Annotated in this window: 26 protein-coding genes; 17 read left to right on the forward strand and 9 right to left on the reverse strand. The window is 66.6% G+C overall.

Features of this window, described 5'->3' with window-relative positions; genetic code table 11:
• Nucleotides 1-168 precede the first annotated feature (168 nt).
• Nucleotides 169-348 carry a hypothetical protein gene (locus NLR35_RS23375; protein WP_257168883.1) on the reverse strand — a complete coding sequence of 60 codons (180 nt, stop codon included), beginning with the start codon at nt 346-348 and terminating at the stop codon, nt 169-171.
• Between the two features lie 300 nt (nt 349-648).
• Here NLR35_RS23375 and NLR35_RS23380 point away from each other — a divergent pair, with 300 nt between their 5' ends.
• From NLR35_RS23380 to NLR35_RS23425, 10 genes are all read left to right on the forward strand, one after another.
• Nucleotides 649-1,863, forward strand: coding sequence for a sensor domain-containing diguanylate cyclase (locus tag NLR35_RS23380; RefSeq protein WP_257168884.1), 1,215 nt, complete (start codon nt 649-651; stop codon nt 1,861-1,863).
• An 87-nt stretch (nt 1,864-1,950) separates the two neighbouring features.
• Complete coding sequence (locus NLR35_RS23385; protein ID WP_257168885.1) at nt 1,951-2,406, forward strand: pentapeptide repeat-containing protein; 456 nt, start codon at nt 1,951-1,953, stop codon at nt 2,404-2,406.
• Between the two features lie 82 nt (nt 2,407-2,488).
• Nucleotides 2,489-2,821, forward strand: a complete 333-nt coding sequence (locus tag NLR35_RS23390; RefSeq protein WP_257168886.1) for a PAN domain-containing protein — start codon at nt 2,489-2,491, stop codon at nt 2,819-2,821.
• A gap of 117 nt (nt 2,822-2,938) precedes the next feature.
• The gene (locus NLR35_RS23395; protein WP_257168887.1) at nt 2,939-3,967 is read left to right on the forward strand and encodes a LacI family DNA-binding transcriptional regulator; all 1,029 of its coding nucleotides are present in this window, start codon (nt 2,939-2,941) and stop codon (nt 3,965-3,967) included.
• Between the two features lie 118 nt (nt 3,968-4,085).
• Complete coding sequence (xylB, locus tag NLR35_RS23400; protein ID WP_257168888.1) at nt 4,086-5,543, forward strand: xylulokinase; 1,458 nt, start codon at nt 4,086-4,088, stop codon at nt 5,541-5,543.
• Entirely contained in the window at nt 5,540-6,862 is a 1,323-nt protein-coding gene (gene xylA, locus NLR35_RS23405; protein WP_257168889.1) for a xylose isomerase, read from the forward strand. Before xylB ends, xylA begins: the two co-directional genes overlap by 4 nt.
• 46 nt (nt 6,863-6,908) lie before the next feature.
• Nucleotides 6,909-7,661, forward strand: a complete 753-nt coding sequence (locus NLR35_RS23410) for an ATP-binding cassette domain-containing protein (RefSeq protein ID WP_257168992.1) — start codon at nt 6,909-6,911, stop codon at nt 7,659-7,661.
• A complete protein-coding gene (locus NLR35_RS23415; protein ID WP_257168890.1) occupies nt 7,661-8,758 on the forward strand; it encodes an ABC transporter permease in 1,098 nt (365 codons plus the stop codon). The genes NLR35_RS23410 and NLR35_RS23415 overlap by 1 nt, the downstream gene beginning before the upstream one ends.
• A gap of 100 nt (nt 8,759-8,858) precedes the next feature.
• Nucleotides 8,859-9,794 (forward strand): sugar-binding protein, encoded by a 936-nt coding sequence (locus NLR35_RS23420; RefSeq protein WP_009030255.1) that lies wholly within the window; start codon nt 8,859-8,861, stop codon nt 9,792-9,794.
• Nucleotides 9,795-9,929: 135 nt separating this feature from the next.
• Nucleotides 9,930-10,805, forward strand: a complete 876-nt coding sequence (locus tag NLR35_RS23425; protein ID WP_257168891.1) for a bifunctional helix-turn-helix transcriptional regulator/GNAT family N-acetyltransferase — start codon at nt 9,930-9,932, stop codon at nt 10,803-10,805.
• A gap of 12 nt (nt 10,806-10,817) precedes the next feature.
• Here the strand turns inward: NLR35_RS23425 and fabA are convergent, their stop codons facing one another.
• Nucleotides 10,818-11,342, reverse strand: coding sequence for a bifunctional 3-hydroxydecanoyl-ACP dehydratase/trans-2-decenoyl-ACP isomerase (fabA, locus tag NLR35_RS23430; protein WP_257168892.1), 525 nt, complete (start codon nt 11,340-11,342; stop codon nt 10,818-10,820).
• Between the two features lie 526 nt (nt 11,343-11,868).
• On the opposite strand from fabA, the gene NLR35_RS23435 reads away from it, so the two are divergent.
• Nucleotides 11,869-13,416, forward strand: a complete 1,548-nt coding sequence (locus NLR35_RS23435) for a L,D-transpeptidase (protein ID WP_257168893.1) — start codon at nt 11,869-11,871, stop codon at nt 13,414-13,416.
• Nucleotides 13,417-13,471: 55 nt separating this feature from the next.
• Here the strand turns inward: NLR35_RS23435 and NLR35_RS23440 are convergent, their stop codons facing one another.
• Nucleotides 13,472-14,146, reverse strand: a complete 675-nt coding sequence (locus NLR35_RS23440; protein WP_257168894.1) for a hypothetical protein — start codon at nt 14,144-14,146, stop codon at nt 13,472-13,474.
• A 298-nt stretch (nt 14,147-14,444) separates the two neighbouring features.
• Between NLR35_RS23440 and NLR35_RS23445 the strand changes: the two genes are divergently transcribed.
• Entirely contained in the window at nt 14,445-15,362 is a 918-nt protein-coding gene (locus NLR35_RS23445; protein ID WP_257168895.1) for a PaaI family thioesterase, read from the forward strand.
• 6 nt (nt 15,363-15,368) lie between these two features.
• Here NLR35_RS23445 and NLR35_RS23450 read toward each other — a convergent pair whose 3' ends face one another.
• Nucleotides 15,369-15,722, reverse strand: coding sequence for a DUF2200 domain-containing protein (locus NLR35_RS23450; protein WP_257168896.1), 354 nt, complete (start codon nt 15,720-15,722; stop codon nt 15,369-15,371).
• Nucleotides 15,723-15,794: 72 nt separating this feature from the next.
• Entirely contained in the window at nt 15,795-17,321 is a 1,527-nt protein-coding gene (locus NLR35_RS23455) for an alpha/beta hydrolase (RefSeq protein ID WP_257168897.1), read from the reverse strand.
• Nucleotides 17,322-17,498: 177 nt separating this feature from the next.
• Between NLR35_RS23455 and NLR35_RS23460 the strand changes: the two genes are divergently transcribed.
• The 3 genes from NLR35_RS23460 (at nt 17,499) to NLR35_RS23470 (ending at nt 19,967) form a co-directional block, all read left to right on the forward strand.
• A complete protein-coding gene (locus NLR35_RS23460; RefSeq protein ID WP_257168898.1) occupies nt 17,499-18,218 on the forward strand; it encodes a dihydrofolate reductase family protein in 720 nt (239 codons plus the stop codon).
• Nucleotides 18,211-19,512: an NAD(P)/FAD-dependent oxidoreductase gene (locus tag NLR35_RS23465; protein ID WP_257168899.1), complete on the forward strand. Its 1,302-nt coding sequence runs from the start codon at nt 18,211-18,213 to the stop codon at nt 19,510-19,512. Before NLR35_RS23460 ends, NLR35_RS23465 begins: the two co-directional genes overlap by 8 nt.
• A 68-nt stretch (nt 19,513-19,580) precedes the next feature.
• The gene (locus NLR35_RS23470) at nt 19,581-19,967 is read left to right on the forward strand and encodes a VOC family protein (RefSeq protein WP_257168900.1); all 387 of its coding nucleotides are present in this window, start codon (nt 19,581-19,583) and stop codon (nt 19,965-19,967) included.
• A gap of 7 nt (nt 19,968-19,974) precedes the next feature.
• On the opposite strand, the gene NLR35_RS23475 is transcribed toward NLR35_RS23470, so the two are convergent.
• Nucleotides 19,975-20,907 carry a LysR family transcriptional regulator gene (locus tag NLR35_RS23475; protein WP_257168901.1) on the reverse strand — a complete coding sequence of 311 codons (933 nt, stop codon included), beginning with the start codon at nt 20,905-20,907 and terminating at the stop codon, nt 19,975-19,977.
• A 122-nt stretch (nt 20,908-21,029) separates the two neighbouring features.
• Here NLR35_RS23475 and NLR35_RS23480 point away from each other — a divergent pair, with 122 nt between their 5' ends.
• Nucleotides 21,030-21,383, forward strand: a complete 354-nt coding sequence (locus NLR35_RS23480) for a protocatechuate 4,5-dioxygenase subunit alpha (protein ID WP_257168902.1) — start codon at nt 21,030-21,032, stop codon at nt 21,381-21,383.
• Nucleotides 21,384-21,388: 5 nt separating this feature from the next.
• Complete coding sequence (locus NLR35_RS23485; RefSeq protein WP_257168903.1) at nt 21,389-22,225, forward strand: class III extradiol dioxygenase family protein; 837 nt, start codon at nt 21,389-21,391, stop codon at nt 22,223-22,225.
• Between the two features lie 383 nt (nt 22,226-22,608).
• On the opposite strand, the gene NLR35_RS23490 is transcribed toward NLR35_RS23485, so the two are convergent.
• The 3 genes from NLR35_RS23490 to NLR35_RS23500 form a co-directional block, all read right to left on the reverse strand.
• Nucleotides 22,609-22,905 carry a DUF3861 domain-containing protein gene (locus tag NLR35_RS23490; protein ID WP_257168904.1) on the reverse strand — a complete coding sequence of 99 codons (297 nt, stop codon included), beginning with the start codon at nt 22,903-22,905 and terminating at the stop codon, nt 22,609-22,611.
• A 30-nt stretch (nt 22,906-22,935) separates the two neighbouring features.
• The gene (locus NLR35_RS23495; RefSeq protein ID WP_257168905.1) at nt 22,936-23,628 is read right to left on the reverse strand and encodes a PadR family transcriptional regulator; all 693 of its coding nucleotides are present in this window, start codon (nt 23,626-23,628) and stop codon (nt 22,936-22,938) included.
• Between the two features lie 113 nt (nt 23,629-23,741).
• Nucleotides 23,742-26,819: an efflux RND transporter permease subunit gene (locus NLR35_RS23500; protein ID WP_257168906.1), complete on the reverse strand. Its 3,078-nt coding sequence runs from the start codon at nt 26,817-26,819 to the stop codon at nt 23,742-23,744.
• Nucleotides 26,820-26,822 lie beyond the last annotated feature (3 nt).

The raw sequence follows: 26,822 nt of genomic DNA on the forward strand, positions 1-26,822 counted from the left end.
CGGCGCATGGCGTCCGAGTTGGTGCAGCGACATCGTCCCTCCAAGTGAGAGGGCGCAGGGAATGCCGGGTGACAGCCTCACCCATGGCCCGCCTGCGAGAAAAATGCAGGCGGCAGGTACCACAGGTGCAGCCGAGCATCCGGCATTCCCTGCGCGGTGTCTTCACGCTTATACGCAGTCGCCCTGGTGCGCCGGCGTGTTGGCCACCTCCGCGCGAGGCGAAGCCTCGTCGCGCTCGCGACAATGCGCTTGCGCGCATTGCGCGGATGACACCAGCTTCGGGGTGTCGGGCCGCTGCGACTTCGCGTCCGCAAGCGATCGTTCGTCCGCACCCTCGTTGCCGAGCATGCTGCGATCTCCCGCGGCCACCGCATCCCCGCCTCGCGTGTCGTGACGATCGCGCGCAACGCCCCTCTCGTTGAGGCGGGATGGCCGGGAGATAAGCACATCTTCCGATAAGGCGAAAGAGAAATCTTCTTGAAATCGGAATTTTTATTCGGCCGATCGGCGGTGGCTCACCGACGGGGGAGGCGTGATCGACACCTGGTTCCAGCGGCGACGCGCGCGTCCTGTTAGGAGTTCCCTCATTCTCCTCGTCAATGACGCGTTAAGCCGCGCGCGCCATGGTCGGCGGGGGAGGAGTTGCCAATGTCTGCCGAACACCACGATGATGCGCGCCGCCTGGAAGCCCTGGCGGAACTCGATATTCTGGACACGCCGCGCGAGCTCGCCTTCGATCGCCTGACCGGACTGTGCCGGAAGATGTTCGACGTGCCGATGTCGACGCTGACCTTCATCGACGGTCATCGCCAATGGTTCAAGGCCGCTGAGGGCATGGCCGAGCAGGAGGGCGATCGTCGGCCGGCGCTGTGCAACTACGCAATCCGGCAGTCCGAGCCCCTCGTCATCCCCGACACCCATCAGGACCCGCGCCTCGACGGCAACGTGCTGGTCTACGGCAAGCCTTTCATTCGGTTTTACGCCGGTGCGCAGCTCCGCATCTCCGGCGCCAATGTCGGTACGCTCTGTGTCATGGACACCAGGCCGCGCGCATTCGGTGCGCTCGAGGTCGAGATGCTCCAGGATCTCGCCGCGATCGCCGTCGACGAGCTGATGCTGCGCAACCTCAGCCTGCGCGACAGTCTGACCGGCGCGCTGTCGCGCCGCGCCTTCCGCTCCGAAGGGGAGCGTCTGCGCGCGCTCGCCGAGCGGCACGGCCATGCGCTCACCTGCGCCTTGCTCGACGTCGACCATTTCAAGTCGGTGAACGACACTCACGGCCATGGCGTCGGCGATGTGGTGCTGACGAAGGTCGTGGAGGCCTGCCAGAACGTCCTGCGCGCCTCCGACGTGATCGGCCGGCTCGGCGGCGAGGAGTTCGGCATCGTCCTGCCGCATACGAGGCTGGGCGATGCGATGGCCGTGCTGGAGAAGATGCGCTCGGCCGTCGCCGCGCTGTCGATCGACAGTCCGTCCGGACCGATCCGGGTCACGGCCAGCTTCGGCGTCGTGGATTTCACCCCCGGTCAGCCGTTCGACGCCATGCTCGAGCGCGCCGACCAGGCGATGTATGCGGCGAAGACCAACGGCCGCAACCAGGTCATCGCGTGGGTCGACGCCGCGCCGTCGCTTGCGCCCACGCTGCGCCGCGTGTTCAAGGCCGGGCAGATCGCCTTCAATGCCGGACGCTCCACCTTCGACTGCACGGTGCGGGCGTTGTCCGAGACCGCCGCGGCGCTGGACGTGATCGCGACCGCGGACGTCCCCGAGCAGTTCAAGCTCGCGATCGCCAACGACGGCTTTTCGCGCGCCTGCCGCATGACCGCGCGCTCGGACAAGCGCGTCGAGGTCGTTTTCGTGTAGATGATCGGCTCGGCTGGGCCGGTCTCATCTGTCTTCTTGCAGAGTGGGAGCGCGGCCAGACCGCGCAACGCAGCAGCAGGACGCAGCATGTTGATCGAGCACGAGACCTTCACCGCCGAAACCGGTCCGCCCCGCGGCCGCTTGTGGAATGAGGGCATATTTCGCTGGTGCAATTTCGTTCAGCTCGAGATCGAGTTGCCGATGGTCGGCGGCGCGATGATCGGATGTGCGCTACGCGAGGTCGACTGGTATTGGGGGCTGTTCAATACGGTGCTGCTGTCGCACACCACCTTCAAGAGCTGCGTCTTCCGCGGCATGTCGTTCGCCGAATGCGAGTTCATCGCCTGCCGGTTCGAAGATTGCAGGTTCGTGCTCAACAATCTGCAGGGACCGTGCAGGTTCAGCAACTGCATCGTCGTCGAGACCGCATTCGACCGATGTGAGTTCGTCGTCGACAATCCGCGTTGCACGCCGGTCTTCGTCGAGACACGCTTTTACGGCTGCACACAGGCCGAGTGCTCCGGGCTCGCAGGCGTGGTCTGAGCCGTCCGATGGCCCGCAACTGCGTTTGACAATCTCCTCCGAGGTCAGTTTACTTGATCGCATAAGTTGACAGGAGGCGACCATGCATCTTCGTCACTTGATGGCTGCGGCGGCGTTCGTGCTCGCCTCGGCGCTTGCAGCGCCCGCTCTGGCGAACGACTTCTTCGCCACCGACATCGACCGTCCCGGCGGGGACTACCGCAGCTTCGACATGTTCGACGACGCACAAGCCTGCCGGCAGACCTGCAATCGCGAGATGCCGCGGTGTCGCGCCTGGACCTATGTCAAGGCGCCGATGTTCTGGCACGGGCCGCGGCAGCCGCCGGCGCGGTGCTGGCTGAAGCGGGTGGTGCCACGGGCGCGCGCCAATCCGTGTTGCATCTCCGGCATTTCGGGCGGCCAGAGGATCGATTAGGGCGCTTCGCAGTGATGCCGATCCTTGTCGAATTGTTCGCCGATCATCGCTGCACATCAAAAATGAGTTGCGTACCTCAAAAATCGCGCTAAGTTCCTCAACCCGAAGGGGAGGAGCATGAACGCACCGCTGACATTGCGGGACATCGCGCGGCAGGCCGGCGTCAGCTTGGCCACGGTCGACCGCGTGCTGCACAACCGGCCCGGCGTGCGCCCGGATACGGTGCGGCGCGTCAAGGACGCGATGGCGCGCAGCGCGTTCCAGCCGCATGCGGCGGCCTCCGAGCTGGCGCGCGCGCGGTCGCGGCGCTTTGCCTTCGTGATGCCGCTCGGCGGCAATCCCTTCATGCAGCAGATTCAGGCGCATCTCGGCGAGCTCGCGAACTGGATGGCCGCGCGGCGGCTGACCGCCGATGTCGTCACCACCGACGTGTTCGATCCGGCCGTGCTGGCCGGCAAGCTCGAAGATCTGGTCGGGCGCGTCGACGGCGTCGCGGTGGTGGCGCTCGATCATCCGAGCGTGCGTGCCGCGATCAACGATCTCGTCGAGTCCGGCGCCAAGGTGGTGACCCTCGTCTCCGACGTGCCGTCGTCGCGGCGGCATCATTATGTCGGGATCGACAACATCGCCGCCGGCCGCACCGCGGGCGCGCTGGTTGGACGTTTCGCCGGCGGCAAGACCGGACGGGTCGCGATCATGGCCGGCTCGCAGGGCCTGCGCGATCACGCCGAGCGCATCTTCGGCTTCAGCCAGGTGCTGGCGGCGGAGTTTCGACAACTCGAGGTTTTGCCCGTCGCTGAGGGGCATGATGCGGACGATCGCTCAGAACACCTCATGCGCAAGCTGCTGGCCGAGCATCACGACATCATCGGGCTCTACAATGTCGGCGCCGGCACCGCCGGCGTCGCCAAGGCGCTGACCGAGTCCGGGCGCGCCGGTGACATCGTGTTCGTCGGCCACGACGTCACCGCGCTGACGCGGAAGCTGCTGCTGTCGGGCGTGATGCATGCGGCGATCTCGCAGAATCCGGGGCATGAGGCCCGTTCCGCGGTGCGTGTGCTGCTGGCGCTGGCGCGCGGCGAGCCGATCCTGAGCGAACAGGAAGCGATCCGCATCGACATCGTGATGCGGGACAATCTGCCGTGACACGGCGACCGCGGCTGGCGCGGTCGGATGGTTCACGGAACGAAGAGAAGAGCAGGCCACTGGTTTCGAGGCGCCGCAGAGCGCTGATGACCGGTGACCCGTGTGGGAGGAGTGGACAGTGTTTCTCGGACTGGATGTCGGCACATCCGGCGTAAAGGCCGTGCTGGAGGACGAGACGGGCGCGCTGGTCGCGAGCGCCGGCCGTCCGCTGTCGCTGTCGCATCCGCAGCCATTGTGGTCCGAGCAGAATCCCGATCACTGGGTCGAGGCCGTCATCGGCGCGGTCGATGATCTCGCCGCGAGCCATCCGCGGCAGATGTCGGCCGTGCGCGGCATCGGCCTGTCCGGCCAGATGCACGGCGCCACTCTGCTGGGGCGCGACGGCCGGCCGCTGCGCCCCGCCATCCTGTGGAACGACGGCCGCTCGCAGGCCGAATGCGCCGAACTCGAGCAGCGCTGTCCGGAACTGCACGCGATCGCCGGCAATCTGGCGATGCCGGGCTTCACCGCGCCGAAGCTGGTGTGGGTGGCGAAGCACGAGCCCGAGATTTTCGCTGACATCACGAAGGTGCTGCTGCCGAAGGCCTATGTGCGCTACCGGCTGTCCGGTGAGATGGCCGAGGACATGTCGGACGCCGCCGGCACCTTGTGGCTCGATGTCGGCGCGCGGCGCTGGTCTGAAAAGCTGCTGGCGGCGACGGGCCTCGGTCTCGATCACATGCCGCGGCTGGTCGAAGGCAATGAGCGCAGCGCGGTGCTGTCGCGCGCGCTGGCGCAACGCTGGGGCATGAGCGGCGAGGTCGTGATCGCCGGCGGCGCCGGTGACAATGCCGCGAGCGCGATCGGGCTCGGCGCGATCACGCCGGGCGATGCGTTCCTGTCGCTGGGCACGTCGGGCGTGCTGTTCCGCGTCACCGATCGTTTCGCACCCGCGCCGGAAGCCGCCGTGCATGCGTTCTGCCATGCGCTCGGGGGGCTCTGGCACCAGATGGGCGTGATGCTGTCGGCCGCTGCGTCGCTGTCCTGGCTGGCGCGGATTCTCGGCGCGCCGGAAGCGGCGCTGCTCGCGCCGCTCGGCGGCAGCGTCGATCGCCCGAGCCCGGTGCAGTTCCTGCCGTATCTCGACGGCGAGCGTACGCCGCACAATGATGCGCATGCGGCGGGGGCCCTGGTTGGCCTGCGCAGCGCCGCCTCGCGCGACGATCTCGTGCAGGCGGTGCTGGAAGGCGTGGCCTTCGCCTCGCGCGACATGCTCGCGGCGCTCGGGCAGAGCGCGCAGGCGATCACCGAGCTCGATCTCGTCGGCGGCGGATCACGCTCGTCGTTGTGGGCGCAGATCATGGCCGACGTGCTCGGCGTGACCGTGCATCGCGTCGAGGAAGGCGAGGTCGGCGCCGCCATCGGTGCGTCCAGGCTCGGCCGTCTCGCCGCGACCGGCGAAGCACCCGCCGATGTCTGCCGCAAGCCGCAGCGGCTGCAGAGTTTCGAACCGCGTGGCCCGCAACGCGCCGCCTATGACGGCGCCTATGCGCAGTGGCGCAATCTCTATCCTGCTCTCAAGGAGAAATCCCCGTGAACGTCCAGGCTCCCTTCTTCCAGACCGGCGCAACCATTGCCTATGGCGGCCCGGAGTCGCGCAGCCCGCTGTCGTTCCGCTGGTACGACAAGGATCGGGTCATCAGGGGCAAGCGCATGGAGGACCATCTGCGCTTCGCCGTCTGCTACTGGCACTCGTTCTGCTGGCCGGGCTCCGATCCGTTCGGCGGCGAGACCTTCCTGCGGCCCTGGCAGCATGGCGACGATGCGCTGGCGCTGGCGCGCGCCAAGGCCGATGTCGCGTTCGAATTGTTCCGGCTGCTCGACGTGCCGTTCTTCACCTTCCACGACGTCGATGCCGCGCCGGAAGGCGCGACGTTGAAGGAGTCCGTCGCAAACCTCAACGCCATCGGCGACGTGTTCGAGCAGAAGATGGCTTCCGCCAAGGTGCGGCTGCTGTGGGGCACGGCCAACCTGTTCTCGCATCGCCGCTACATGGCGGGCGCCGCGACCAATCCCGATCCCGACGTCTTCACCTATGCGGCGGGCCAGGTGCGCGCCGCGCTCGAGGTGACGCATCGCCTGGGGGGCGCCAACTACGTGTTGTGGGGCGGCCGCGAAGGTTATGAGACCTTGCTGAACACCGACATGAAGCGCGAGCTGGATCAGCTCGGCCGCTTCGTCTCGATGGTGGTGGAGCACAAGCACAAGATCGGCTTCAAGGGGCCGCTGCTGATCGAGCCGAAGCCGAAGGAGCCGACCAAGCATCAGTATGATTTCGACGTCGCGACCTGCTACGCGTTCCTGAAGCGCTACGATCTTCTGGCCGACGTCAAGCTCAACATCGAGCAGAACCACGCCATTCTCGCCGGCCATTCGTTCCAACACGAGATCGCGCTGGCGCAGGCGCTCGGGGTGTTCGGCTCGCTCGACATCAACCGCGGCGACGATCTCTTGGGCTGGGACACCGATCAGTTCGCGATGAACGTGCCGGAGCTGGCGCTGGTGTTCCATGACCTCCTCAGAGGGGGCGGCTTCACCACGGGCGGGCTGAACTTCGACGCCAAGATCCGGCGGCAATCGATCGATCCGGACGATCTCCTGCATGCCCATGTCGGCTCGATGGATGCGTGTGCGCGCGCGCTGATCGCGGCCGACGAGATGCTCACGGACAGCGCGCTGACGGCGCCGCTCGCTCAGCGCTATGCCGGCTGGGACGGCGAGGAGGGGCAGGCGATCCTCGCCGGCCGCCGCTCGCTCGCCGAGCTCGCCGACCGCGCCGTCGAGTCCGGCCTGGATCCGCAGCCGCGCTCCGGCCGCCAGGAATATCTCGAAAGCGTGGTGAACCGTTATGTCTGACGCCAGCAACGTGAATGCGTCGATGAGCGGGGGCGCGACGGCTGTCATGGCCGCGGCGGCGCCGGTCCTCGACCTCAGAGGCATCGGCAAGCAGTTCGGCGCCATCCGGGCGCTGCACGGCGTCGACCTCTCGATCAGGCCGGGCGAGGTGGTCGGCCTGATGGGCGACAATGGCGCCGGCAAGTCGACCCTGGTGCGCATCATCGCCGGCAACTTTCCGCCGAGCCAGGGCACGATTCATTTCGACGGCCGCGAGGTGCATTTCCATCGCCCGATGGATTCGCGTAGCGTCGGCATCGAGGTCGTGTATCAGGACCTCGCGCTCGCCAACAATCTCACCGCCGCCGCCAACGTCTTTCTCGGCCGTGAGCTCCGGCGCAATTTCGGTCCGCTCAAGCTGCTTGATCACAAGGGCATGGAGGCGCGCGCGCTGGAATTGTTCCGCGAGCTGCGTTCGGAGACGCGGCCGCATGATCTCGTCAAGGACATGTCGGGCGGCCAGCGCCAGGCGGTGGCGATCGCGCGCACTCGCCTGTCCAATGCGAAGCTGGTGATGATGGACGAGCCGACCGCGGCGATCTCGGTGCGCCAGGTCGAGCAGGTGCTGAGCCTGATCCATCGGCTGAAGGAGCAGGGCATCGCCGTGATCCTGATCTCGCACCGCATGCCAGACATCTTCGCGGTGTGCGACCGCGTCGTGGTGATGCGGCGGGGCGAGAAGAAGGCCGACAAGCCGGTCGCTGAGACCAGCCCCGAGGAAGTCACCGCGCTGATCACCGGCGCCAAGGAGGCGGCGTGATGTCCGTTCCATCCGAGACCAGCCCCGCAAACACCGATGTGACGTTCACCAACGTCGGTGCGATGAGATGGTGGCACCGTGGCGTGTTCGCCTCGCAGACCGCCTATGTCACCTTGGCGCTGGTCGCGCTTATCGTGATCATGAGTTTTGCCAGCCCTTACTTCCTGACCGAAGGCAATCTGCAAAACGTCGCCAAGAACTTCTCCTTCATCGCGATCGCGACGCTCGGCATCACCTTCGTGATCATCACCGGCGGCATCGACCTGTCGGTCGGCTCGCTGATGTGCTTTGCGGCGATGATCACCTCGATGGTGATGACGTCGCTGTCGACGCCGGGCATGCCGCTGTCGTCGCTGTTCGTGCATCTCGCCGCCGACGGCAAGACGGTGGTCGCCAACGTGCCCGGGCTGATCCTGATCGTCTCGGTGCTGGCAGGCCTCGCCGTCTCGCTGATGGTCGGCCTCATCAACGGCGTTTGCGTCGCGCTGCTCGGGCTGTCGCCGTTCGTGACCACGCTCGGCATGCTGTCGATCGTGCGCGGCCTCGGCTACGTCATCTCCAACGGCAAGGGTAGCTTTCCCGGCGGTCCCGACGCCGACTACTTCTATGCGCTGACCCAGGGCGATGTGTATGGCGTGCCCGCGCCGTTCATCTATCTCATCCTGCTGGCGCTGCTGATGGCGCTGGTGCTGCACCACACGACCTTCGGCCGCCACGTGTTCGCGATCGGCGGCAACGAGAAGGCGGCGGAGCTGACCGGCGTCTCGGTGCCGCGCGTCAAGATCGAGGTCTATGTGGTCGGCGCTCTCGCCGCCGGCCTGCAGGGCATCATCATCTCCGGCTGGCTGGGATCAGCGCCGGCCAACATGGCGACGTCCTACGAGCTCAATGTGATCGCGGCGGCCGTGATCGGCGGCGCCAATCTTGCCGGCGGCATCGGCGGCCCGCTCGGCGCCATCGTCGGCTGCGTGCTGCTGGAGGTGATCCGCAACGGCCTCGTGCTGGCGCAGGTCAACTCCTACTGGCAGCAGACCCTGGTCGGCGTGATCATCATCGCCGCGGTGCTGGTCGATCGCATCCGCGCAAGGCTGATGTGATCGCGACTCTTGTGACGAGATACTGGCCGGGATGAGACTGTCACGTCTATCCGCGCCCGGCACAGACAATCATCAAGGATAGACATGGAGGAGGGAAACCATGAAGAAGCTGCTGTATGCGGTCGCATCGCTCGCGATCCTGATGGGGCCGGCCCAGGCCGAGACCAAGTATCGTTTCGCCATCGTGCCGAAGGCGATGAACAACCCGTTCTTCGACGTCGCGCGCGACGGCTGCCTGAAGCGCGCCAAGGAGCTCGGCAATGTCGAGTGCATCTACAAGGGGCCGGTCGAGCACGAGCCGGCCACGCAGGCGCAGATCATCCAGGACTTCATCACCCAGAAGGTCGACGGCCTCGCGATCTCCGTCGCCGACGTCGCGGCGATGACCAAGTCGATCGACGCGGCGACCGCGGCGGGCATCCCCGTCATCACCTTCGACGCGGACGCGCCGGGCTCCAAGCGCCTCGCTTATATCGGCACCAATAACAAGGACTTCGGCCTCGCGCTCGGCAAGCAGCTGCGCGAGCTGCGCCCTGACGGCGGCAAATATGCCGTGGTCTCCGGCGGTCCCGGCGCCAAGAACCTGGCCGAGCGCGTCGACGGCGTGCGTGAGGCGCTGAAGGGCTCGAAGTGGACGGAAGTGGCGGGCTCGCCGACCTTCTGCAACGATGATCCCGCGCTCGCCGTCCAGCAGATGGCCGATCTGCGCACCGCGACGCCCGACCTCGGCGCCATCGTGCCGATCGGCGGCTGGCCGATGTTCGCGCCCGAAGGCTACAAGGCGTTCGTCAACAAGAACAAGAAGGACATCGACGCCGGCAAGCTGACGCTGGTCGTCGCCGATACCTTGAAGATGCAGCTCGAGCTGCTCCGCGACGGCTACTCCAACGCGCTCACCGGCCAGCGCCCGTTCGAGATGGGCGAGAAGTCGATGGACACGCTGCTGGCGATCAAGAAGGGCGAGAAGGTCCCGGAGATCATCTACACCGGTCTCGATCTCGTGACCAAGGACAACGTCGCCAAGCTTTTGAACTGATCTGAGTTCCTCCCGGGGAAAACCTGGCGGTCCGGCATCCGGCTTCGGTCGGCGGCCGGGCCGCCCTTTTTGTTTGGGGTCTGCCCGGGTGTCATCGCGTTGACATCGAAATATACCTGACTTAAGTCAGGTATCATGCTCGATCCGATCGCCCGCGTCCGCCGCTTCAATCGCGCCGTCACCTCGGAGGTGGGCGCGCTCGACACCTCGTTCCTCGGTCGCGGCCGGACGCTCGGCGTGGCCCGCGTGCTCAACGCCATCGGCCATGGCCGTAGCGACGTCGCCGATCTCCGCGATTATCTCGCGCTCGATTCCGGGCTGATGAGCCGCTTCCTGCGCAGCCTCGAGGAGGAGGGGCTGGTGACGACCAAGCCGCATCCCGACGATGCGCGCCGCCGCATCGCCAGGCTCACTGCTGCGGGCCGGCGCGAATTCGAGGCCTATGAGACGCTCTCCAATCGGCAAGCGCAGGCGATGATCGCGCGCCACAGCCAGCCGCACGCCTTGCTCGCAGCCATGGATATGGTCGCCGCAGCTTTGGGCCGCGACCGCATCCGGATCGACGAGGTCGATCCGCGTGATGAGCAGGCGCGCTACTGCCTCAAGGAATACTACGCCGAGCTGTCGCGCCGTTTCGCGCGCGGCTACGACGTCGCGCTCTCGCGCGATCCCGACGCCGTGGACATGATGGCGCCGCGCGGCGCGTTTTTCGTCGCGCTGTCCGATGGCTTGCCGCTCGGTTGCGTCGGTCTGAAAGGTAGCGGTGGCGCGGTCGCCGAGATCAAGCGCCTCTGGGTCGCTCCCGCCGCCCGTGGTCTCGGTGTTGGCCGCCGCCTGATGGACGCGGCCGAGCAGGCGGCACGAAAGCTGTCGATCACGACGCTCAGGCTCGACACCAACAGCGCGCTCGGCGAGGCCCAGCAGCTCTATCGCAAGACCGGCTGGACCGAGATCGAGCGCTTCAACGACGATCCCTATCCGGATCTGTTTTTCGAAAAGCAGCTGCGTTGAGGGCATCAATGCTCATGCGGCCGTGAGCGCGACCTTCATGTTCCTGGCCTCATAGACGCAGGCGCCGTCCGCCAGCACGCGTCCGTCTGCGATGCCGAGCACGAGGCGGCCGCGCTTGACCTGGCGCATGTCGACCTCGTAGCGCACGCACGTCACGTCCGGCGTGATCTGGCCCTTGAAGCTCACCTGGCCGACGCCGGTGGCGCGGCCCTTGCCCGGAGAGCCCGACCAGCCGAGCCAATAGCCGACCATCTGCCACATCGCGTCGAGACCGAGGCAGCCCGGCATGACGGGATCGCCGCGAAACAGGCAGTCGAAGAACCAGAGCTTCGGCGTGATATCCAGCTCGGCGACGATGCGTCCCTTGCCATAGCGGCCGCCGTCCTCACGAAGCTCGGTGAGGCGATCCATCATCAGCATCGGCGGGGCCGGCAGTTGCGCGTTGCCCGGGCCGAAATAGCCGCCCTCGCTGGAGCGCAGCAGATCCTCTCGCGTGTAGGACGATTGCGGCACGTGAAAGTCGCGCGGGTCGGGCAAGGCGTTATCTCCTCGTCTGCAATCGGACGCCGCGGGCCAAGCACCTCCGGCGGCGGTTCCGGTACAGGATGGGAGTGCGGCGGAAGCCTTTCAAGTCCTGGGTGAATTCGAGAGCCTAAGGCCGCGATCGGAGGGGAGTGTCCGTCTGCCGACCACGCCCACCGCATGATGTTCCGGCTGGTGCCGTCTTGCATTGAACCCGACACCATCCCGCCTGCGTCTGACATGAACGGGCCTCGTTCCCGCGACGACGGACCTCTCCGGGCGGGTCGGCGTTAATGGCGCAGCAACGGCTTCATGAATGGATGTCGCTGCGGGGGAAGACGAATCATGACAACAAGCGAGGCAGCGTCATGCTGTGTTCCAGGATTCGACACAATCGTGGCCCGGCGGTCATGCAGCGCTGGTGAGACGTCGCCTCACTTCACTCCAAGATTTGTTCGAGCTTATAACTTGTTCGAGCTTATAGATCGTCCTGCGCCGGTCGCGCGGGGTGCAGATGAACAGCATTGAATCGGGACACGGCATGGTGACACCATCCACGGGACCTCGGGCCATCGCAACGGCACGGCGTCGGGGAGTGGGCTTGATGGCCCTTGCGATCGTGGCGGCAGGGGTCCTGCCGGGCTCTCGCGCCGACGCGCGGCAGGCGCGGCCCGCACCGGCCACCGAGGCGACGGCGCCACGGGCGCATGGTGATCCGATCATGGCGATCGTGTCGATCAAGGCGCAGAAGGTCACATTCTACGATTCGGAGGGCTGGATCTGGCGCGCGCCGGTGTCGACCGGTGTCTCCGGCCGCGAGACGCCGGCCGGCGTGTTCGCCGTGCTGGAGAAGGACAAGGACCATCACTCGACGCTCTATGACGATGCCTGGATGCCCAACATGCAGCGCATCACCTGGAACGGGGTGGCGCTGCATGGCGGGCCGCTGCCCGGCTATGCCGCCTCGCATGGTTGCGTCCGCATGCCCTACGGCTTCGCCGAGAAGCTGTTCGACAGGACCTTTATCGGCATGCGCGTGATCATTGCGCCCGGCGATGTCGCGCCGGTCGATTTTTCGCATCCCGCCTTGTTCGTGCCGAGTGCGGACGCGCTCTCGGGCGCCCCTTCGCGGGCGACCACGCTCGCTCGTGAGGCGGAGGACGCCGCCAAGCTTGCCGACGAAGCCAAGGCCGCCGCGGCCGCCGCCGAGCGTGATGCGAAGTCGCTGAAGGCCTCCTTGCGCAAGCTGGAGCAGGCCAAGGCGCGCAGCGAGGCCGAGTTGAAATCCGCCGACCGGAAACTCGCCGCCGCCAAGACCGATCAGGCCAAGGCCCAGGCCGAGGACGCGAGGCAGAAGGCCGCGACCCAGACCACCGAAACGGCGGCGCAGCTCGAGGCTGCCAAGTCGGACTCCGTCGCCAAGCTAACTGCGGCGGCCACGACGAAGGACGCGGCGAAGGCGGCCGCCGCCAAGAAGACCGAAACCGCCAAGGCGGCGGAGGAAGCGAAGCTCGCGACCGAGCCGGTGTCGGTCTATATCAGCCGGTCGACGCAGATGCTCTACGTCAGGCGCAATACGCACAAGCCGGCACGCGACGGCGGCGGCGAGGTGTTCGATACCTCGCTCGAATCGCCGGTGACGATCCGCGATCCCGACCGGCCGCTCGGCACCCATGTGTTCACGGCCGTGGCGCAGAACGGCGCCGGGCTGCGCTGGACCGCTGTCACGATCGACGATGGCGACGACGCCAAGGACGCGCTCGACCGCATCACCATCCCGAAGGACGTGCTGGCCCGGATCGCGCCGACGGCGGTGCCGCGCTCCTCGATCATCGTCTCGGACGAGCCGCTGTCGAGCGAGACCAACTATCGCACGGAATTTGTCGCGGTCTTGAGCAACCAGCCGCAAGGCGGCTTCATCACGCGCAAGCCGACCACCAATGTCGATGTTGTGGCCAGCGGCGATGAATATGATGATGGCTTCGGAAATATGTTCCAGCGCAGCTGGGACGGTCAGCCGATGACTTCGTCGCGTCGGCGCGGGCCGCCTCCGACCTACTACCGGCCGGTGCAGCCGGGCTGGTGGTAGCAGGCGAGGCCATCTTGACCGCGCGGGACGCGCGGTCAGGTTCGATCAAGCCGGCTTAGTTGCGGCCCGCCGGCACGACGCCCGGCCACTGCATCGCGAACGGCTGAACCTGCTGCGGCTCGGTCTCCGCGGCGCGCGCAACGCGGCGGGCGCGATGCCTGTGCATGCGGGCAATCGAGCTGGTGGCCTCGCGGGCCGTCTCGATGCGGGCGACCTGCTGGCGGATCTCGTTCGTGCTCGTGCGCAGCTGCTCGATGCCCATGTCGCTGGTTGCTGCAGCTGCGCGCAGGCTGCTCAGCTCGGTCGACGTGTCCTCATTGGCGGCGCGCAGCCGGATCGCCTGCCGCTTCAGCAGCGCGATGTCCTGCTCGATCTTGTCGGCGGTGTCACGACGGCGGGACTCGCTCTCGTCGGCGGCGGTGCGCAGCGTTGCCAGGCCGGTCTCGGCGCTGGTGAGGCTGGCGCGAAGCTGGACCAGATCTCCGGACGTGTCGTTCTGGCGATCGCGCAGCCGCGCCGTTTCGGCCTTGAGCTGAGTGAGTTCCGATGTCAGCGCGGCGACGCGCGTCTCCAGCGAGGGTGATCCATTGCCGGGAAAGGTGAAGCTGTTGGCTCCGCCGCCGCTCCACCAGATCACGCCGGCGCTCGCCGCCAGCGCCAGGCTCATCGCAATTCGTAGAGAAGCCGTGCCGCTCTTCGGCGGGACATCCGGCGTGGTGGGTTTGCGCATCGACAGGTCTCCGGGATTTGATTGAGACCATTATGTCCCTATTAAGGTTGCCAATGTTCTAAGCGCGCCGCGCCCGGTTCACTTTTCATCCACGTAGATTTGCGGGGGCGGGCCTGCTCCGGGACGCCCGAGCTACAAACAAGCGCGGGACGATGCTGCGGACTGTCTATGCATCTGAAAGTTGCGTTGTCTTGGAGGGACGCGGTCGCATATCGCTCCAGCCTCGACCTGTTCGTCTTGCGCACATGATCTCTGAATTCGCTTCGCTCTTCCCGTGATCATGCTGTAAATCCCAGCCATGTCCGATACGTCGATATCAGCCGCATCAGAGGCATTCGAACAGCTCGCCGAGGCCATCCGCCATCGCCGCTCTGTGTATGGCCATATCAGCGGGCTGCGCATGGATCGCTTCGCGCCGGGCGAGGCCTGGTCGACCTTGCCCTATCGCCCGGTGTTCGTCGGCGACAGTGACACCGGCGTGATCCATGGCGGCGTGGTCACCGCGATGTTGGACGAGAGTTGCGGCATGGCCGTGCAACTCGCGCTCGACGGCAGCAGGGCGATTGCCACGCTCGACCTGCGCATCGACTATCAGAAGCCCGCGACGCCTGGTCTCGACATCAAGGCGCATGCGGTGTGCTATCGCGTCACCCGCTCGATCGCCTTCGTGCGCGCGACGGCCTATCAGGAGGAGGAGAGCGAGCCGGTGGCAACCGCGACCGCCTGCTTCATGATCGGGGCCAACCGCACCAACATGCTGACCGATCGACCGGCCTTCACCGGCGCGCCGCCGCCGCTCGAAGCGCCCGACGATCCCTCAGGGCCGTTCGCGACCAGCCCGTTCGCGCGCTGCCTCGGCATCCGGTTGGCGGACGACGACACGCTCGTGATGCCGTTCTCGCAGCAGATCATCGGCAATCCCGTGCTGCCCGCGATCCATGGCGGCATGACCGGCGCGTTTCTCGAGACCTCCGCGATCATCACCGTCATGCGCGAGCTCGGCGTGGACGCGCCGCCGAAGCCGATCGGGTTGACCGTCAACTATCTCAGGTCCGGCCGCGCGCTCGACACCATCGCCTCCGCCTCGATCGTCAAGCAGGGGCGGCGCGTGGTCGCCTTCGAGGCCCGCGCCTGGCAGGACGATGCGGCGAAGCCGATCGCAACCGCCTTCGGTCATTTCATGCTGCGGCCGGAGCCGGGGCAGGAGCATGACTGAGCGCGGTCAGGGCTTGCGCAGGATCTTGTCCATCGTCTTGCCCCGCGCCAGCTCATCGATGAGCTTGTCGAGATAGCGGATCTCCCGCATCGTAGGCTCCTCGATCTCCTCGACGCGGACACCGCAGATCACGCCCTTGATCAGGGACCGCGCCGGATTCATCGCAGGCGCCTGCGCGAAGAAGGTCTCGAAATCGGTCCGTCGATCCAGCTGGGCTTCTAGCGCTTTCTGATCGTAGCCCGTCAGCCAGCAGATGATCTGATCGACCTCCGCTTTGGTGCGTCCCTTCTTCTCGCCCTTGGCGACGTAGAGCGGGTACACGCTCGCGAAGCTCATCGTGTAGATGCGGTGTTTCGCCATGATTGCTCCATGTCTTCGGGCGCGCCGAGGCGGCTCGTGCTGGTTCTCATCTGACCGCGGCGTCTTCACTTGTCAGCCCGGCAGGAACATCGGAAAGGTCACGCCGAGCGCCCAGGCCAGGATCAGCCCGAGACCGAGGCCTTCGGCCATCGGCGAGCAGGTCCTGCGGCCGACGCAGCCGCCGATCAGCCCGAACACGATGAAGAACAGCACGATGACCGGGATGATGATCAGCAGGAAGAACAGCCGCCTGAGGTCGAGCGCGACGGCGCCGCCGAGCGAGGCCAGGAAGACGCCGCGGATCCACAGCGTGCGCCACAGCGCGGCGTGGCCGCCCTGGTTGGCGATGCTGTCGGCCAGCATGGCGGGCACGGCGCCGACCGCGATCGCCGCAATGATCGGCAGGCGGGCCGGGATCGGCATGAAGGAGGCGACATAGCGATCGAGCGCGCCGCCAAAGACGATGATCCCGTCAGCTGCCAGTACGACCGCTGCGAGCCAGGCCATGCGGCCGAAGCGGACGCCCTGCAGGCGCAACAGCAGGAGCGACAGCGCGCCGTAAACGAACAGATGCACCGCGAGATAGTCGGCGACCAGCACCGGCAGGAAGCGCGTGTCGACGAATCTCAGCGTGATCGGTGTGAGCACCGCCGGAGCCAGCGTGGCGATCGCCAGGGTTCGCAATGGCAGGACTGGCAACGGCGTATCGCCTTTCGGCAGCAGCTCGGCGAGCGGCCACGCCAGCAGGACAATGCCGGCGAGCAGCAGCGCAATGGCGCTGCCCGTGGCCGCTACCTCGCGGCTGCTGGTGCGGCCGAACACCTGATCGAGCCATGCGTGCGCCTCGCGCAGCGCCGTCGTCGAATACAACACGCTCACATGCTCGACGCCGGGCGCTACCACGGCGCGGCGCGCGCCTGTGGCGGCGGGATCGCCGACCGTGTCGCCCTCGTTGGCGGAGGCATCGGCGAGCTTCAGGTTACGCAGCGCGTCCCGGCGCAGCGCGCTCTCCCACTCGCCGGTGATGATCAGGAGGTTGCGCGGCGCGCTCGCGGTGACCGCTTCGGAGAACATCGAGATTGCCACCGTCGCGGCAATGCGCGCATCGGCCAGCGCCTCGCGCACGATGATGTCGGAGGCCATGGAGTGGCCGAGCAGCGCCACGCGGCCATCGGACCCGGGCAGCGACAGTGCCGCGTTGGTGACGCGGCCGAGTTCGCTCATCAGCTTGCGCGTCGTGCCGTCGATCCGCGTCACGTCGCCGGACATCGGCGTGGGATTGCGGCCATGCCCCTCGAAATCGAAGGAGACGGCGAGATAGCCCGCCTGCGCAAGCGTCAGCGCGTAGGCTTCCATGAACTGGCGCGAGCCCGCGAACCCGTGGGCGATGACCACCACCGGCGCGGGGGGCGCGTCGCGGCGCTGATAGATCGTGATGGGGGTCGTGCCGACCTGGCCTTGCGTGATGGTGAGGCCGGCGCGCACCGCCTCGAGGCGCCAGATGCCGATGATGCCAAGCGCAAGCCCGGCCAGCGCCGCCGCCAGCAGCGCCATTGCGTGCGCGCGCATGGCAATGGATGGGCGCGGGGCGCTTGGCATGGTCTGCTCCATTCCTCCCGATTTGAGCGCAGCATATCTGAGGCAAACAGTAGGCGCGCCTCGAAGACCCTTGCAACGGCGGCATGGCCGCTTTCGAACGAAACCGCGGCCGCTTCGTTGACGACGGCGCCCCGGGAACCATATTCGGTGAGTCTGCCGCGGCAACAAGGAGGATGCATGAAACCGGACGTGATCTGCCTGATGGCCTCCAGTGTCGATGGCCGGACCTGGCCCAGCCGCTGGCGGCCGAAGGGCTCGGGCGACGTGTTCGAGCAGGTGCATGAGAAGCTCGGCGGCGATGCCTGGCTGATCGGACGTGTCACCGGTCAGGAGTTCGCCAAGGGCAAGGCCTATCCGGCGACGACCACCGAGCGCTTCCCGCGCGAGCATTGGATATGCCGGCGCGATTCCAGATCCTATGGCGTGGTGCTCGACGGCCACGGCAAGATCTGCTGGGGTCGCTCCGACATCGGCGGCGATCCGATCGTCGTCGTGCTGACGGAAGCCGTCTCGGATGCGCATATCGCAGGGCTGCGCAGCGAGGGCGTGTCCTATATCTTCGGCGGTGAGACCAAGCTGGATCTGCCGCGCGTGCTCGACATCCTCTCGCGCGAGCTCGGCGTGAAGCGCTTGCTGCTCGAAGGCGGCGGCCACGTCAACGGTACATTCCTGCGCGCAGGGCTGATCGATGAGCTCAACCTCGTGCTGTGCCCGGCCGTCGATGGCGCGAAGGGCGCGCCGATGGTGTTCGATTCCTCGGAGGCCGAGTCCGACCAGCGCGCCCCTTTGACGGCGATGACCCTGGAGAGCACGACGGCGCTGGAAGGCGGCGCGCTTTGGCTGCGCTACAAAATCACCAACGGCGCAGACCTGCCGGCGCAGGCCGGTCATGGCTGAGCACGCGCACGACCACGTCATCGTCGTTGGCGCCGGCGCGGCCGGCTTGATGGCCGCGCGCGAGCTTGCCCGCGCGGGACGGAGGGTGACGTTGCTCGAGGCGCGCGAGCGCTGCGGCGGACGGATCCATTCGCTGCCTGAGAGCGAATTCGGTTATCGCGCGGACGCCGGCGCCGAATTCATTCACGGCGAGGCGCCGGTCACCCATGCCTTGATGGCTGAGGCCGGACTGCGGTCCACGCCGGTCGACGGCGCGCGATGGCACGTGTCTCACGGTGATTTCTCGCAGGACGATCCCGCCGCGGGGCAGATGCGTCTGCTCCACCGCGTGGCCCGGGAGCTCGATCAGGACATCACGGTCACCGAGCTGCTCGACCGTCATTTTGCAGGCGACGCGTTCGCGGCGCTGCGCAGCTCCGTGCTCGGGATGGTGCAGGGCTATGATGCCGCAGATCCGGGTCTTGCGAGCGTCTTCGCGCTGCGCGACGAATGGATGGGCGGTGAGCGCGGCGATCAGGGCCGCATCGTCGGCGGCTACGCGGCTCTGGTCGACTTCCTCGTCGCCGAGTGCCGGCGCCATGGTGTGACGATGCGGTTTCAGGCCGTTGTCAGCGCCGTCGAGAGCTCCGATGACGGTGTTGTCATCCGCTGTGCCGATGGCGGTGTCGAGCGCGGCGATCTCGCCGTCCTGACCGTGCCGCTGCCGCTGCTGCGGACCGTCGCGCTGCCGCCGGCGATGCGTGAACGACAGCAGGCAGCTGAAGCCATCGGCTTCGGAAATGTCATCAAGCTGCTGCTGCGCTTCGAGCGGCGCTGGTGGCTGGAGAACGGCGCACGCGACCTCTCCGACATGCTGTTTGTGCTGTCCGAGGCCAAGGTGCCGGTGTGGTGGACGCAGCATCCGGCCGATGCGGCCGTGCTGACAGGTTGGCTGGCCGGACCGCCGACCAGCGCCTTCGCTGCGTGCGACGAGGCCGCGCTGATCGAGGCCGGCGTTTCGGCGCTCGCGGGCATCTTCGACAAGCCCGTGGAGATGCTCAGGACGCAGCTGGTGGCAAGTCACGCGACCGACTGGAGCAAGGACCCGTTCGCGCGCGGCGCCTATTCCTATGCCACGCTCACGACGCGCGAGGCCCAGGAGATGCTGTCGCAGTGGGACGGCCCGGTGCTGATCTCGGGTGAGGCGCTGTACCGGGGCCGCGACATGGGAACGGTCGAGGCCGCGCTGGCGAGCGGCTGCGAGACCGCGCGGCGTATCCTCGCCGGGATGCGTGCGGGCACGCTTGCGAGGTGAATGCCGGACGTGCATGAAGCCCGGTGTGCGCCCGTCGTGCGCGTCTCGCCGGACAAGAGAGGATCATCATGCTCGACCACGTCGGCTTCCCCGTCTCCGATTTCGCCCGCGCCAAGGCGTTCTACACGGCGGCGCTGGCGCCGCTCGGCTATGTCCTGATGATGGAGATCACCGACGCGCAGACCGGTGGTCATGGCGCTCACGCCGGCTTCGGTGACGGTCGTCCGGATTTCTGGATCGGCACCGGCGGCACGGCCGCGACCTCGACGCATGTCGCGTTCCACGCCAAGGACCGCGCCACGGTCGATGCGTTCTACCAGGCCGCGATTGCGGCCGGCGGGCGGGACAATGGCGCGCCGGGACTGCGGCCGCATTATCACCAGCACTATTATGGCGCCTTCGTCCGCGATCCCGACGGCAACAATATCGAGGCGGTCTGTCATACGCCCGCGTGAGGCGCGACTACACCAGCGCCGGCATGTGCTCGGCTGCTGCGGCAAGGCTCGGGGCGACCACGATCTCGAGCTGCTGGCGCAGCCAGCGATGCATCGGGTCGTCGTGGTGGCGCAGATGCCAGACCATGTACATCGGCATCACAGGGCAGGGGACCGGCACCGGCGCGACGGCGAGGCCGCGCAACATGTAGGCCCGCAGCAGGCTCGGCAGAGTCGCGATCATGCGGCTGCCGCGCAGGAACGGTCCGATGCCGCCGAAGCCTGGCACTTGCGCGACGAAGCGCCTGACGATGCCGCGCTCGGCGAGGACCTCGTCGATGTCAAGCCGGCGGCGCGGCTCGTAGACGACGGTGACGTGGTCGCTGGCGAGATAGTCCTCCAGGCTTTCAGGCGGCTCGCGCTGGCCGGCATCGTAGAACACGCGGTAGCTGTCCTCGAACAGCCGCTTCTGCATGATGTCGCTGCCATCAGGCGGGCGCGGCGTGATGATCAGCTGGCAGTGCTCCTCGCGCAGCATCTCAGGCGTCGGCGCGCCGGAGGGGATGACGCGAAGGCCGAGGCCGGGGGCCTGCGCGCGCGCATAGCGGAGCAGGGAGGGGAGCAGCAGATCGCGCTGCAGGTCGTTGGCGGCGATCGTCACCTGCGCGGAGATCTTCGCAGGTTCGAAGGCGGCGGCGTGGGAGAACGTCCGGAGATCGTCGAGTAGCGCGCGGGCGCGCAGCGCCAGCAGTTGCGCATGCGCCGTCGGCACGATGCCGCGGCCGGATTTGACGAACAGCGGATCGCCGGTGATGGCCCGCAGCTTGTCGAGCAGATGGCTCACGGCCGATTGCGTCACGCCGAGCCGATGCGCGGCGCGCGTCACGGAGCCCTCCTCGATCACGGCGAGCAGGAGCTGCAGCAGATGGCCGTCGAGGTCCAAATGATCGAATTGACTCATGTATCGGATCGGGCAGGCGGGCTTGATCGGCGGTGTCTGCCGGAGATACTGGCGGCATGGACCGCGCCGCGTTTGATCCAGATCAAGCGCGGCCGCTCAGAACGCTTTCAGGGGAGGTTTCAATGTCCGCCACATCGGCCCGGCAGCCCGTGCCCGGCACCACCATCTTCGACGGCGAGCAGGCCCGCAAGGGCTATGCGCTCAACAAGATGTGCTACTCCTTCAACGATGCCGCCAACCGCAAGGCCTTCGTCGCCGACGAGGATGGCTATTGCGCGAAATACGGCCTCAACGCGCAGCAGCGCGCCGCGATCAAGAACCGCAATGTGCTGCAACTGATCGAGGCCGGCGGCAACGCCTATTACCTCGCCAAGTTCGCCGGCATCTTCGGCCTGGACATGCAGGACATCGGCGCGCAGCAGACCGGACTGACCAAGGATCAATTCAAGGCCAAGCTTCTGGCGGCACGGGGGTAAGCATCATGGCAAAGATCGTCGGCAGCATCACCACCTCGCACGTCCCGGCCATCGGCGGCGCGATCGCCAAGGGGCTGCAGCAGGATCCGTATTGGAAGCCGTTCTTCGACGGCTTCCCGCATGTCCGCGAATGGCTCGCCAAGGTGAAGCCGGATGTCGTCGTGCTGGTCTACAACGACCACGGCCTCAACTTCTTCCTCGACAAGATGCCGACCTTCGCGATCGGCGCGTGCGAAAGCTATGGCAATGCCGACGAGGGCTGGGGCATCCCGCAGACCGCGCCGTTCCAGGGCGACAGCGAATTGTCGTGGCACCTGATCGAGCACCTGGTAAAGGAGGATTTCGACCTCACGACCTGCCAGGAGATGGTGGTCGATCATGCCTTCACGCTTCCCATGGCGCTGTGCTGGCCGGACCAGAAATGGCCGGTGCGGGTCGTGCCGGTGGTCGTCAACACCGTGCAGGCGCCGCTGCCCTCGGCGGCGCGCTGCTACAAGCTCGGCCAGGCGCTGGCGCGGGCGATCGAGTCCTGGCCGAAGGACGAGCGGGTCGTGGTGATGGGCACCGGCGGCCTGTCGCACCAGCTCGACGGTGAGCGCGCCGGCTTCATCAACAAGGATTTCGACGAGAAATTCATGGCCAGCATGGTCGACGACCCCGCCTGGGCGACGAAGTACTCAACGGCGGAGCTGGTCGAACTGTCGGGCACGCAGGGCGTCGAGCTGCTCAACTGGATGGTCGCGCGCGGCGCCTTGCCGGAGAAGGTACGCAAGGAGCATGCGAACTATCACATCCCGATCTCGAACACGGCGACGGGGTTGATGGTGCTGGAGCCGGCGTAGCGGCCGTCGTCAATCTCGTTGGTCGGGATGCGATAAATGGCATCCGTTCCGCCAACGACCATCACGCGGTATGGGTCCCGGCTCGCGGCCGGGACGACAGCGGTGGGTTTTGCCCGATCGCGTGACACATCACGGATGGGTTTGGCACGGACCGTGCCACATCAACGGTAAGTTAGGCACGACAGCGCCACATCACCGGTGTCGTCCCGGCGAACGCCGGGACCCATACCGCGGAAGCTCTCGAGGAACGTTTGCTGTTAGTTGCCCGTCGCGAGTAAAACCACCCGTGTGGCTGCCCCTCACCCCGACCCTCTCCCCGTAAGAACGGGGAGAGGGAGCGCAGCGTCTGTGTGGCGCTGGCTCCGCTCCGTGAGAAGCAGCAGCTAAGCCTCCTGCGTCTTCGCGCCCGACTTCAGCGTCTTCATGAACTGCCCGAACGCCGGGCCGAACTCGGCGAACAGCGGCTCGCCCCGATGTTTCAGCAGGACGCCGCCGAGCAGCTTGAGGCCGGTGACGAAGACCTTGCTCTCATTGTCGTCGAACAGGCCGCGGCGCTGGATGCGGGCGATGATCTCGTTGAGATCGTCATGGCTCGTGAAGGTGAAGTCGTAGCTCGGACCGCCGGCGCTGTCGCTGCGCGGTCCGATGTCGGTCACCTCGATGGCGTAGGAGTGGGGCATGTCGATGCTCCTTTGGTCTGTGTCCGAGTGTCAGGTCGCGGCGTCGTCGTCGCCCTCGATCTCGGCGATGGCGCGGTTGAGAATGTCGCTGACGCGCTTCGACTCCGCGTCGCTCCAGCCGCGCCGGTGCATCTTGAGCGCCATCTTCAGTGTCTGAACCGCTTGCAGCACCTGCTCAGACGGACGCATGCCGCCCATTGAACGCGCCAGGATGCGCAGGCGGCTGAGCAGGCCCTCGATGGCCGCCGCGTCATCCTTGAGAGCCTGGCGACCGGCGTCGGTGATTGCGAACAGCTTCTTGCCGCCCTCGGCCGAAGCGGCTTCGATCTGGCCCATGTCCTCGAGCAGGCTGAGGATCGGGTAGACCGAGCCGGGGCTCGGCGAATAGGCGCCGCCGACAAGCTCTTCGACCGCCTTGATCAGCTCATAACCGTGGCGCGGCTTCTCGCCGATCAGCCACAGCAGCAGGCTGCGCAGGTCGCCGGGACCGAAGACACGGCCGCCGCCGCCACGCCCGAATTCCTCACGGCCGCCGCGGCGACCGCGTTCGAACAGGCCTGGTCCGCGCGGACCGAAGCCGCCGCCGCGCCCGCCCATGCGAATGTCGTCGGAAGCCTCGTCGAAGCCGTGACGCCCATGGTGATGTCCACGATGGCCCCAGCCGCGCTCCTGGCGGTCGTCATCGCAGCGCGAGCGGTCGAATGTCCAATGATGATGTCTCATACGATATGATCTCCGTTTCGTACGAACGATATATCGTTTTAAAATGTCGTTTGTCAATGGTGATCGATGTGACTCCCGGGATTGTTAGTTAACTCACTGATTTTATGTAATTTTCAGGACGCCGCTGTCGCCTCGCTGCCATGAACAGCCGCCTCGTGCGCGGTCCCGCGATGGGCGATCAGTGCGTACGCGACGGGCACCACGAACAGCGTGAACAGGGTGCCGATGGCGAGCCCGGTGGCGATCACGAGACCCATGTTGAAGCGCGACACCGCGCCGGCGCCGCTGGCCGCGATCAGCGGGATCACGCCGAGCACCATCGCCGCGGTCGTCATCAGGATCGGCCGCAATCGGATCGTGGCCGCCTCGATGATCGCCTCGGTGCGCTCCTTGCCTTGCTCGCGCAGCTCGTTGGCGACCTCCACCATCAGGATGCCGTGCTTGCTGACGAGGCCCATCAAGGTCACCAGGCCGACCTGGGTATAGATGTTGATGCTGGCGCCACCGATGCCGAGACTGATGAAGATCAGCGCGCCCGCGAGCGACATCGGCACCGACACCAGGATGATGATCGGGTCGACGAAGCTGTTGAAGAGGGCGGCGAGCGCCAGGAAGATGATGATCAGCGCGAACACGAAGGTGGTGACGAAGCCACCGGACTCCTGCTCGAGCTGCCGCGACGCGCCGCCGTAATCGATCGAGTAGCCTGACGGCAGCGACGTCGACAGCTCCTTCAGGCTGGCGAGCGCATCGCCCATCGCGACCCCCGGCATCGCCACGCCCGAGATCGTCGCCGCATTGATCTGCTGGAAGTGGTTGATCGATTCCGGAATGGTCTTGTGCTCAAGCCGGGCGACCGTCGAGAGCGGCACCATCGTGTTGCCGCCGCTGCGGATCGAATAGTCGAGCAGCTGATGATCGGTCAGGCGGTCGTTCTGCCGGACCTGCGGGATCACCTTGTATGAACGGCCCTCCAGGCTGAAATAATCCAGATAGTTGCCGCCCAGCATGGTCGCGAGCGCGCCGCCGAGATCGCTCATCTTCAGGCCGAGATCGGCGGCCTTGTCGCGGTCGAACACGACCGTGGTCTGCGGCTTGTCGATCTTCAGGTCGGTGTCGAGGAAGATGAACTTGCCGCTTGCCAGCGCCTTGGCCATGAACTCGCGCGAGACGTCGTTGAGCTCGGAGAACGCGCCGGTGGTGCCGATGACGAACTGGACCGGCAGGCCGTTGCTGCCCGGCAGCGGCGCGGGCTGGAAGGCGACCGAGCGCGCGCCGGCGATGCCGTTCAGCATCTGCTGGAATTCCGGCTGTAGGGTCTTGGTCGTCGCCTTGCGCTGATCCCAGGGCTTGAGCACCCAGCCGCCGATCGCCTGCGTCGGGGTGTCGATCTGGAAGACGGTGCGCGTCTCGGGGCGCTGCGCGATCAGGCCGAACAGCTGCTGGCCATAGAATTCGCGCTGCTCGAGCGTGGCCGAGGGCGCGGAGTTCGTCAGCGACAGCACGATGCCCTGGTCCTCGTCCGGCGCGAGCTCGCTGGTCGAGCTGACATAGAGCCAGGGGATCATCGCCAGCAGCAGCAGCGCGAACACGACGACCACCGGCTTGGTGGTGAACACGCTCTCGAGCCCGCGGCGGTAGGCGTGCGCGAGACGTTCGAGCACATGGTCGATGGCCCGCACCAGCCGCGCCTCCAAGGTGGTGGCGCCGCGCTCGGTCCGGCGCAGCAGCCAGGCGCAGTTCATCGGCGACAAGGTGAGCGCGATCACCGCCGACACCGTGACGGCACCGGCGAGCGTGAAGGCGAATTCGGTGAACAACGCGCCGGTCAGGCCGCCCTGGAAGCCCACGGGCACATAGACCGCGATCAGCACCACGGTCATCGCGATGATCGGGCTCGCCAGTGCGCGTGCCGACTGGATCGCGGCGTCGACCGGCGAGACACCCTCGTCGATCAGCCGGTGCACCGCCTCGACCACGATGATGGCGTCATCGACGACGAGGCCGATCGCGAGCACCAGCGCCAGCAGGGTCAGGAGATTGATCGAGAAGCCCATCAGCAGCATCAGGCCGAAGGTGCCGATCAGCGACAGCGGGATCGCGATCACCGGGATCAGCACCGAACGCCATGAGCCTAGGAACATGAACACCACGACGATGACGATGGCGATGGCTTCGACCAGCGTATGGACCACCTCGTCGATCGAGGAGTTCACGAAGTCGGTGGAGTCGTAGAGCACCTCGCTGGTGATCCCGTTCGGCAGCTGGCGCTGCAGGTCCGGCAACACCGCCTTCACGCCGTTGATGACGTCGAGGAGGTTGGCGGTCGGCGCCGCCTGGATGCCGATATAGACGGCCGTCTTGCCGTTGAAGCGGGTTGCGCTGTCGTAGTCATCGTTGCCGAGCGTCACGTTGGCGACGTCGCGAAGGCGGATGATGGCGCCATTGACCTGCTTGACGACCAGGTTGCGGTATTGCTCCAGCGAATGCAGGTTGGTCGCCGCGGCGAGATCGACCTGCACCAGGCGGCCCTTGGTGGTGCCGAGACCGGAGATGTAGTCGTTGCCCGACAGCGCCGTCGAGACGTCCGTCGCGGTCAGGCCGTAGGCGGCGAGCTTGTCCGGATCGAGCCAGGCGCGCAGCGCGAATTTCTTGGCGCCGAGCAGCTCGGCAGTCTGCACGCCGGACACGGCCTGCAGCTTCGGCTGCACCACGCGGGTGAGGTAGTCGGTGATCTGGTTCGGCGCCAGCACGTCGCTGGCGAAACCGATATACATGGCGTCGATGGTCTGGCCGACCTTCAGGGTCAGGGTCGGCTGTTGCGTGCCGGTCGGCAGCTGGTTCAGAACCGAGTTCACCTTGGCGTTGATCTCGGTCATCGCCTTGCCGGAATCGTAGTTCAGCCGCAGGTTCACCGTGATGGTGCTGCTGCCGGTGACGCTGGTCGAGGTCATGTAGTCGATGCCGTTGGCCTGGGCGATCGCGTTCTCCAGCGGCGTCGTGATGAAGCCGGCGATGATGTCGCTGTCGGCGCCGGCATAGGCGGTGCTGACAGTGACGATGGCGTTCTGGGTGCGCGGATATTGCAGGATGGCAAGCGTCGTCATCGAGCGCAGGCCGAGCACGAGGATCAGCGCGCTGACCACGAGCGCCAGCACCGGCCGGCGGATGAAGATGTCTGTGAAACGCATGGG

The sequence above is a fragment of the Bradyrhizobium sp. SRS-191 genome (genome assembly GCF_024586915.1).
GTDB lineage: Bacteria > Pseudomonadota > Alphaproteobacteria > Rhizobiales > Xanthobacteraceae > Bradyrhizobium.

What these genes read in the sequence shown, in the direction of transcription:
- NLR35_RS23480 (WP_257168902.1), top strand. Translation starts at nt 21,030, where the DNA reads ATGTCCGCCACATCGGCCCGGCAGCCCGTGCCCGGCACCACCATCTTC.
- NLR35_RS23445 (WP_257168895.1), top strand. Translation starts at nt 14,445, where the DNA reads ATGTCCGATACGTCGATATCAGCCGCATCAGAGGCATTCGAACAGCTC.
- NLR35_RS23395 (WP_257168887.1), top strand. Translation starts at nt 2,939, where the DNA reads ATGAACGCACCGCTGACATTGCGGGACATCGCGCGGCAGGCCGGCGTC.
- NLR35_RS23385 (WP_257168885.1), top strand. Translation starts at nt 1,951, where the DNA reads ATGTTGATCGAGCACGAGACCTTCACCGCCGAAACCGGTCCGCCCCGC.
- NLR35_RS23435 (WP_257168893.1), top strand. Translation starts at nt 11,869, where the DNA reads ATGGTGACACCATCCACGGGACCTCGGGCCATCGCAACGGCACGGCGT.
- NLR35_RS23455 (WP_257168897.1), bottom strand. Translation starts at nt 17,321, where the DNA reads ATGCCAAGCGCCCCGCGCCCATCCATTGCCATGCGCGCGCACGCAATG.
- NLR35_RS23485 (WP_257168903.1), top strand. Translation starts at nt 21,389, where the DNA reads ATGGCAAAGATCGTCGGCAGCATCACCACCTCGCACGTCCCGGCCATC.
- NLR35_RS23415 (WP_257168890.1), top strand. Translation starts at nt 7,661, where the DNA reads ATGTCCGTTCCATCCGAGACCAGCCCCGCAAACACCGATGTGACGTTC.
- NLR35_RS23450 (WP_257168896.1), bottom strand. Translation starts at nt 15,722, where the DNA reads ATGGCGAAACACCGCATCTACACGATGAGCTTCGCGAGCGTGTACCCG.
- NLR35_RS23460 (WP_257168898.1), top strand. Translation starts at nt 17,499, where the DNA reads ATGAAACCGGACGTGATCTGCCTGATGGCCTCCAGTGTCGATGGCCGG.
- NLR35_RS23425 (WP_257168891.1), top strand. Translation starts at nt 9,930, where the DNA reads ATGCTCGATCCGATCGCCCGCGTCCGCCGCTTCAATCGCGCCGTCACC.
- NLR35_RS23420 (WP_009030255.1), top strand. Translation starts at nt 8,859, where the DNA reads ATGAAGAAGCTGCTGTATGCGGTCGCATCGCTCGCGATCCTGATGGGG.
- NLR35_RS23375 (WP_257168883.1), bottom strand. Translation starts at nt 348, where the DNA reads ATGCTCGGCAACGAGGGTGCGGACGAACGATCGCTTGCGGACGCGAAG.
- NLR35_RS23465 (WP_257168899.1), top strand. Translation starts at nt 18,211, where the DNA reads ATGGCTGAGCACGCGCACGACCACGTCATCGTCGTTGGCGCCGGCGCG.
- NLR35_RS23440 (WP_257168894.1), bottom strand. Translation starts at nt 14,146, where the DNA reads ATGCGCAAACCCACCACGCCGGATGTCCCGCCGAAGAGCGGCACGGCT.
- NLR35_RS23380 (WP_257168884.1), top strand. Translation starts at nt 649, where the DNA reads ATGTCTGCCGAACACCACGATGATGCGCGCCGCCTGGAAGCCCTGGCG.
- NLR35_RS23390 (WP_257168886.1), top strand. Translation starts at nt 2,489, where the DNA reads ATGCATCTTCGTCACTTGATGGCTGCGGCGGCGTTCGTGCTCGCCTCG.
- NLR35_RS23490 (WP_257168904.1), bottom strand. Translation starts at nt 22,905, where the DNA reads ATGCCCCACTCCTACGCCATCGAGGTGACCGACATCGGACCGCGCAGC.
- NLR35_RS23495 (WP_257168905.1), bottom strand. Translation starts at nt 23,628, where the DNA reads ATGAGACATCATCATTGGACATTCGACCGCTCGCGCTGCGATGACGAC.
- NLR35_RS23470 (WP_257168900.1), top strand. Translation starts at nt 19,581, where the DNA reads ATGCTCGACCACGTCGGCTTCCCCGTCTCCGATTTCGCCCGCGCCAAG.
- NLR35_RS23475 (WP_257168901.1), bottom strand. Translation starts at nt 20,907, where the DNA reads ATGAGTCAATTCGATCATTTGGACCTCGACGGCCATCTGCTGCAGCTC.
- NLR35_RS23410 (WP_257168992.1), top strand. Translation starts at nt 6,909, where the DNA reads ATGGCCGCGGCGGCGCCGGTCCTCGACCTCAGAGGCATCGGCAAGCAG.
- NLR35_RS23500 (WP_257168906.1), bottom strand. Translation starts at nt 26,819, where the DNA reads ATGCGTTTCACAGACATCTTCATCCGCCGGCCGGTGCTGGCGCTCGTG.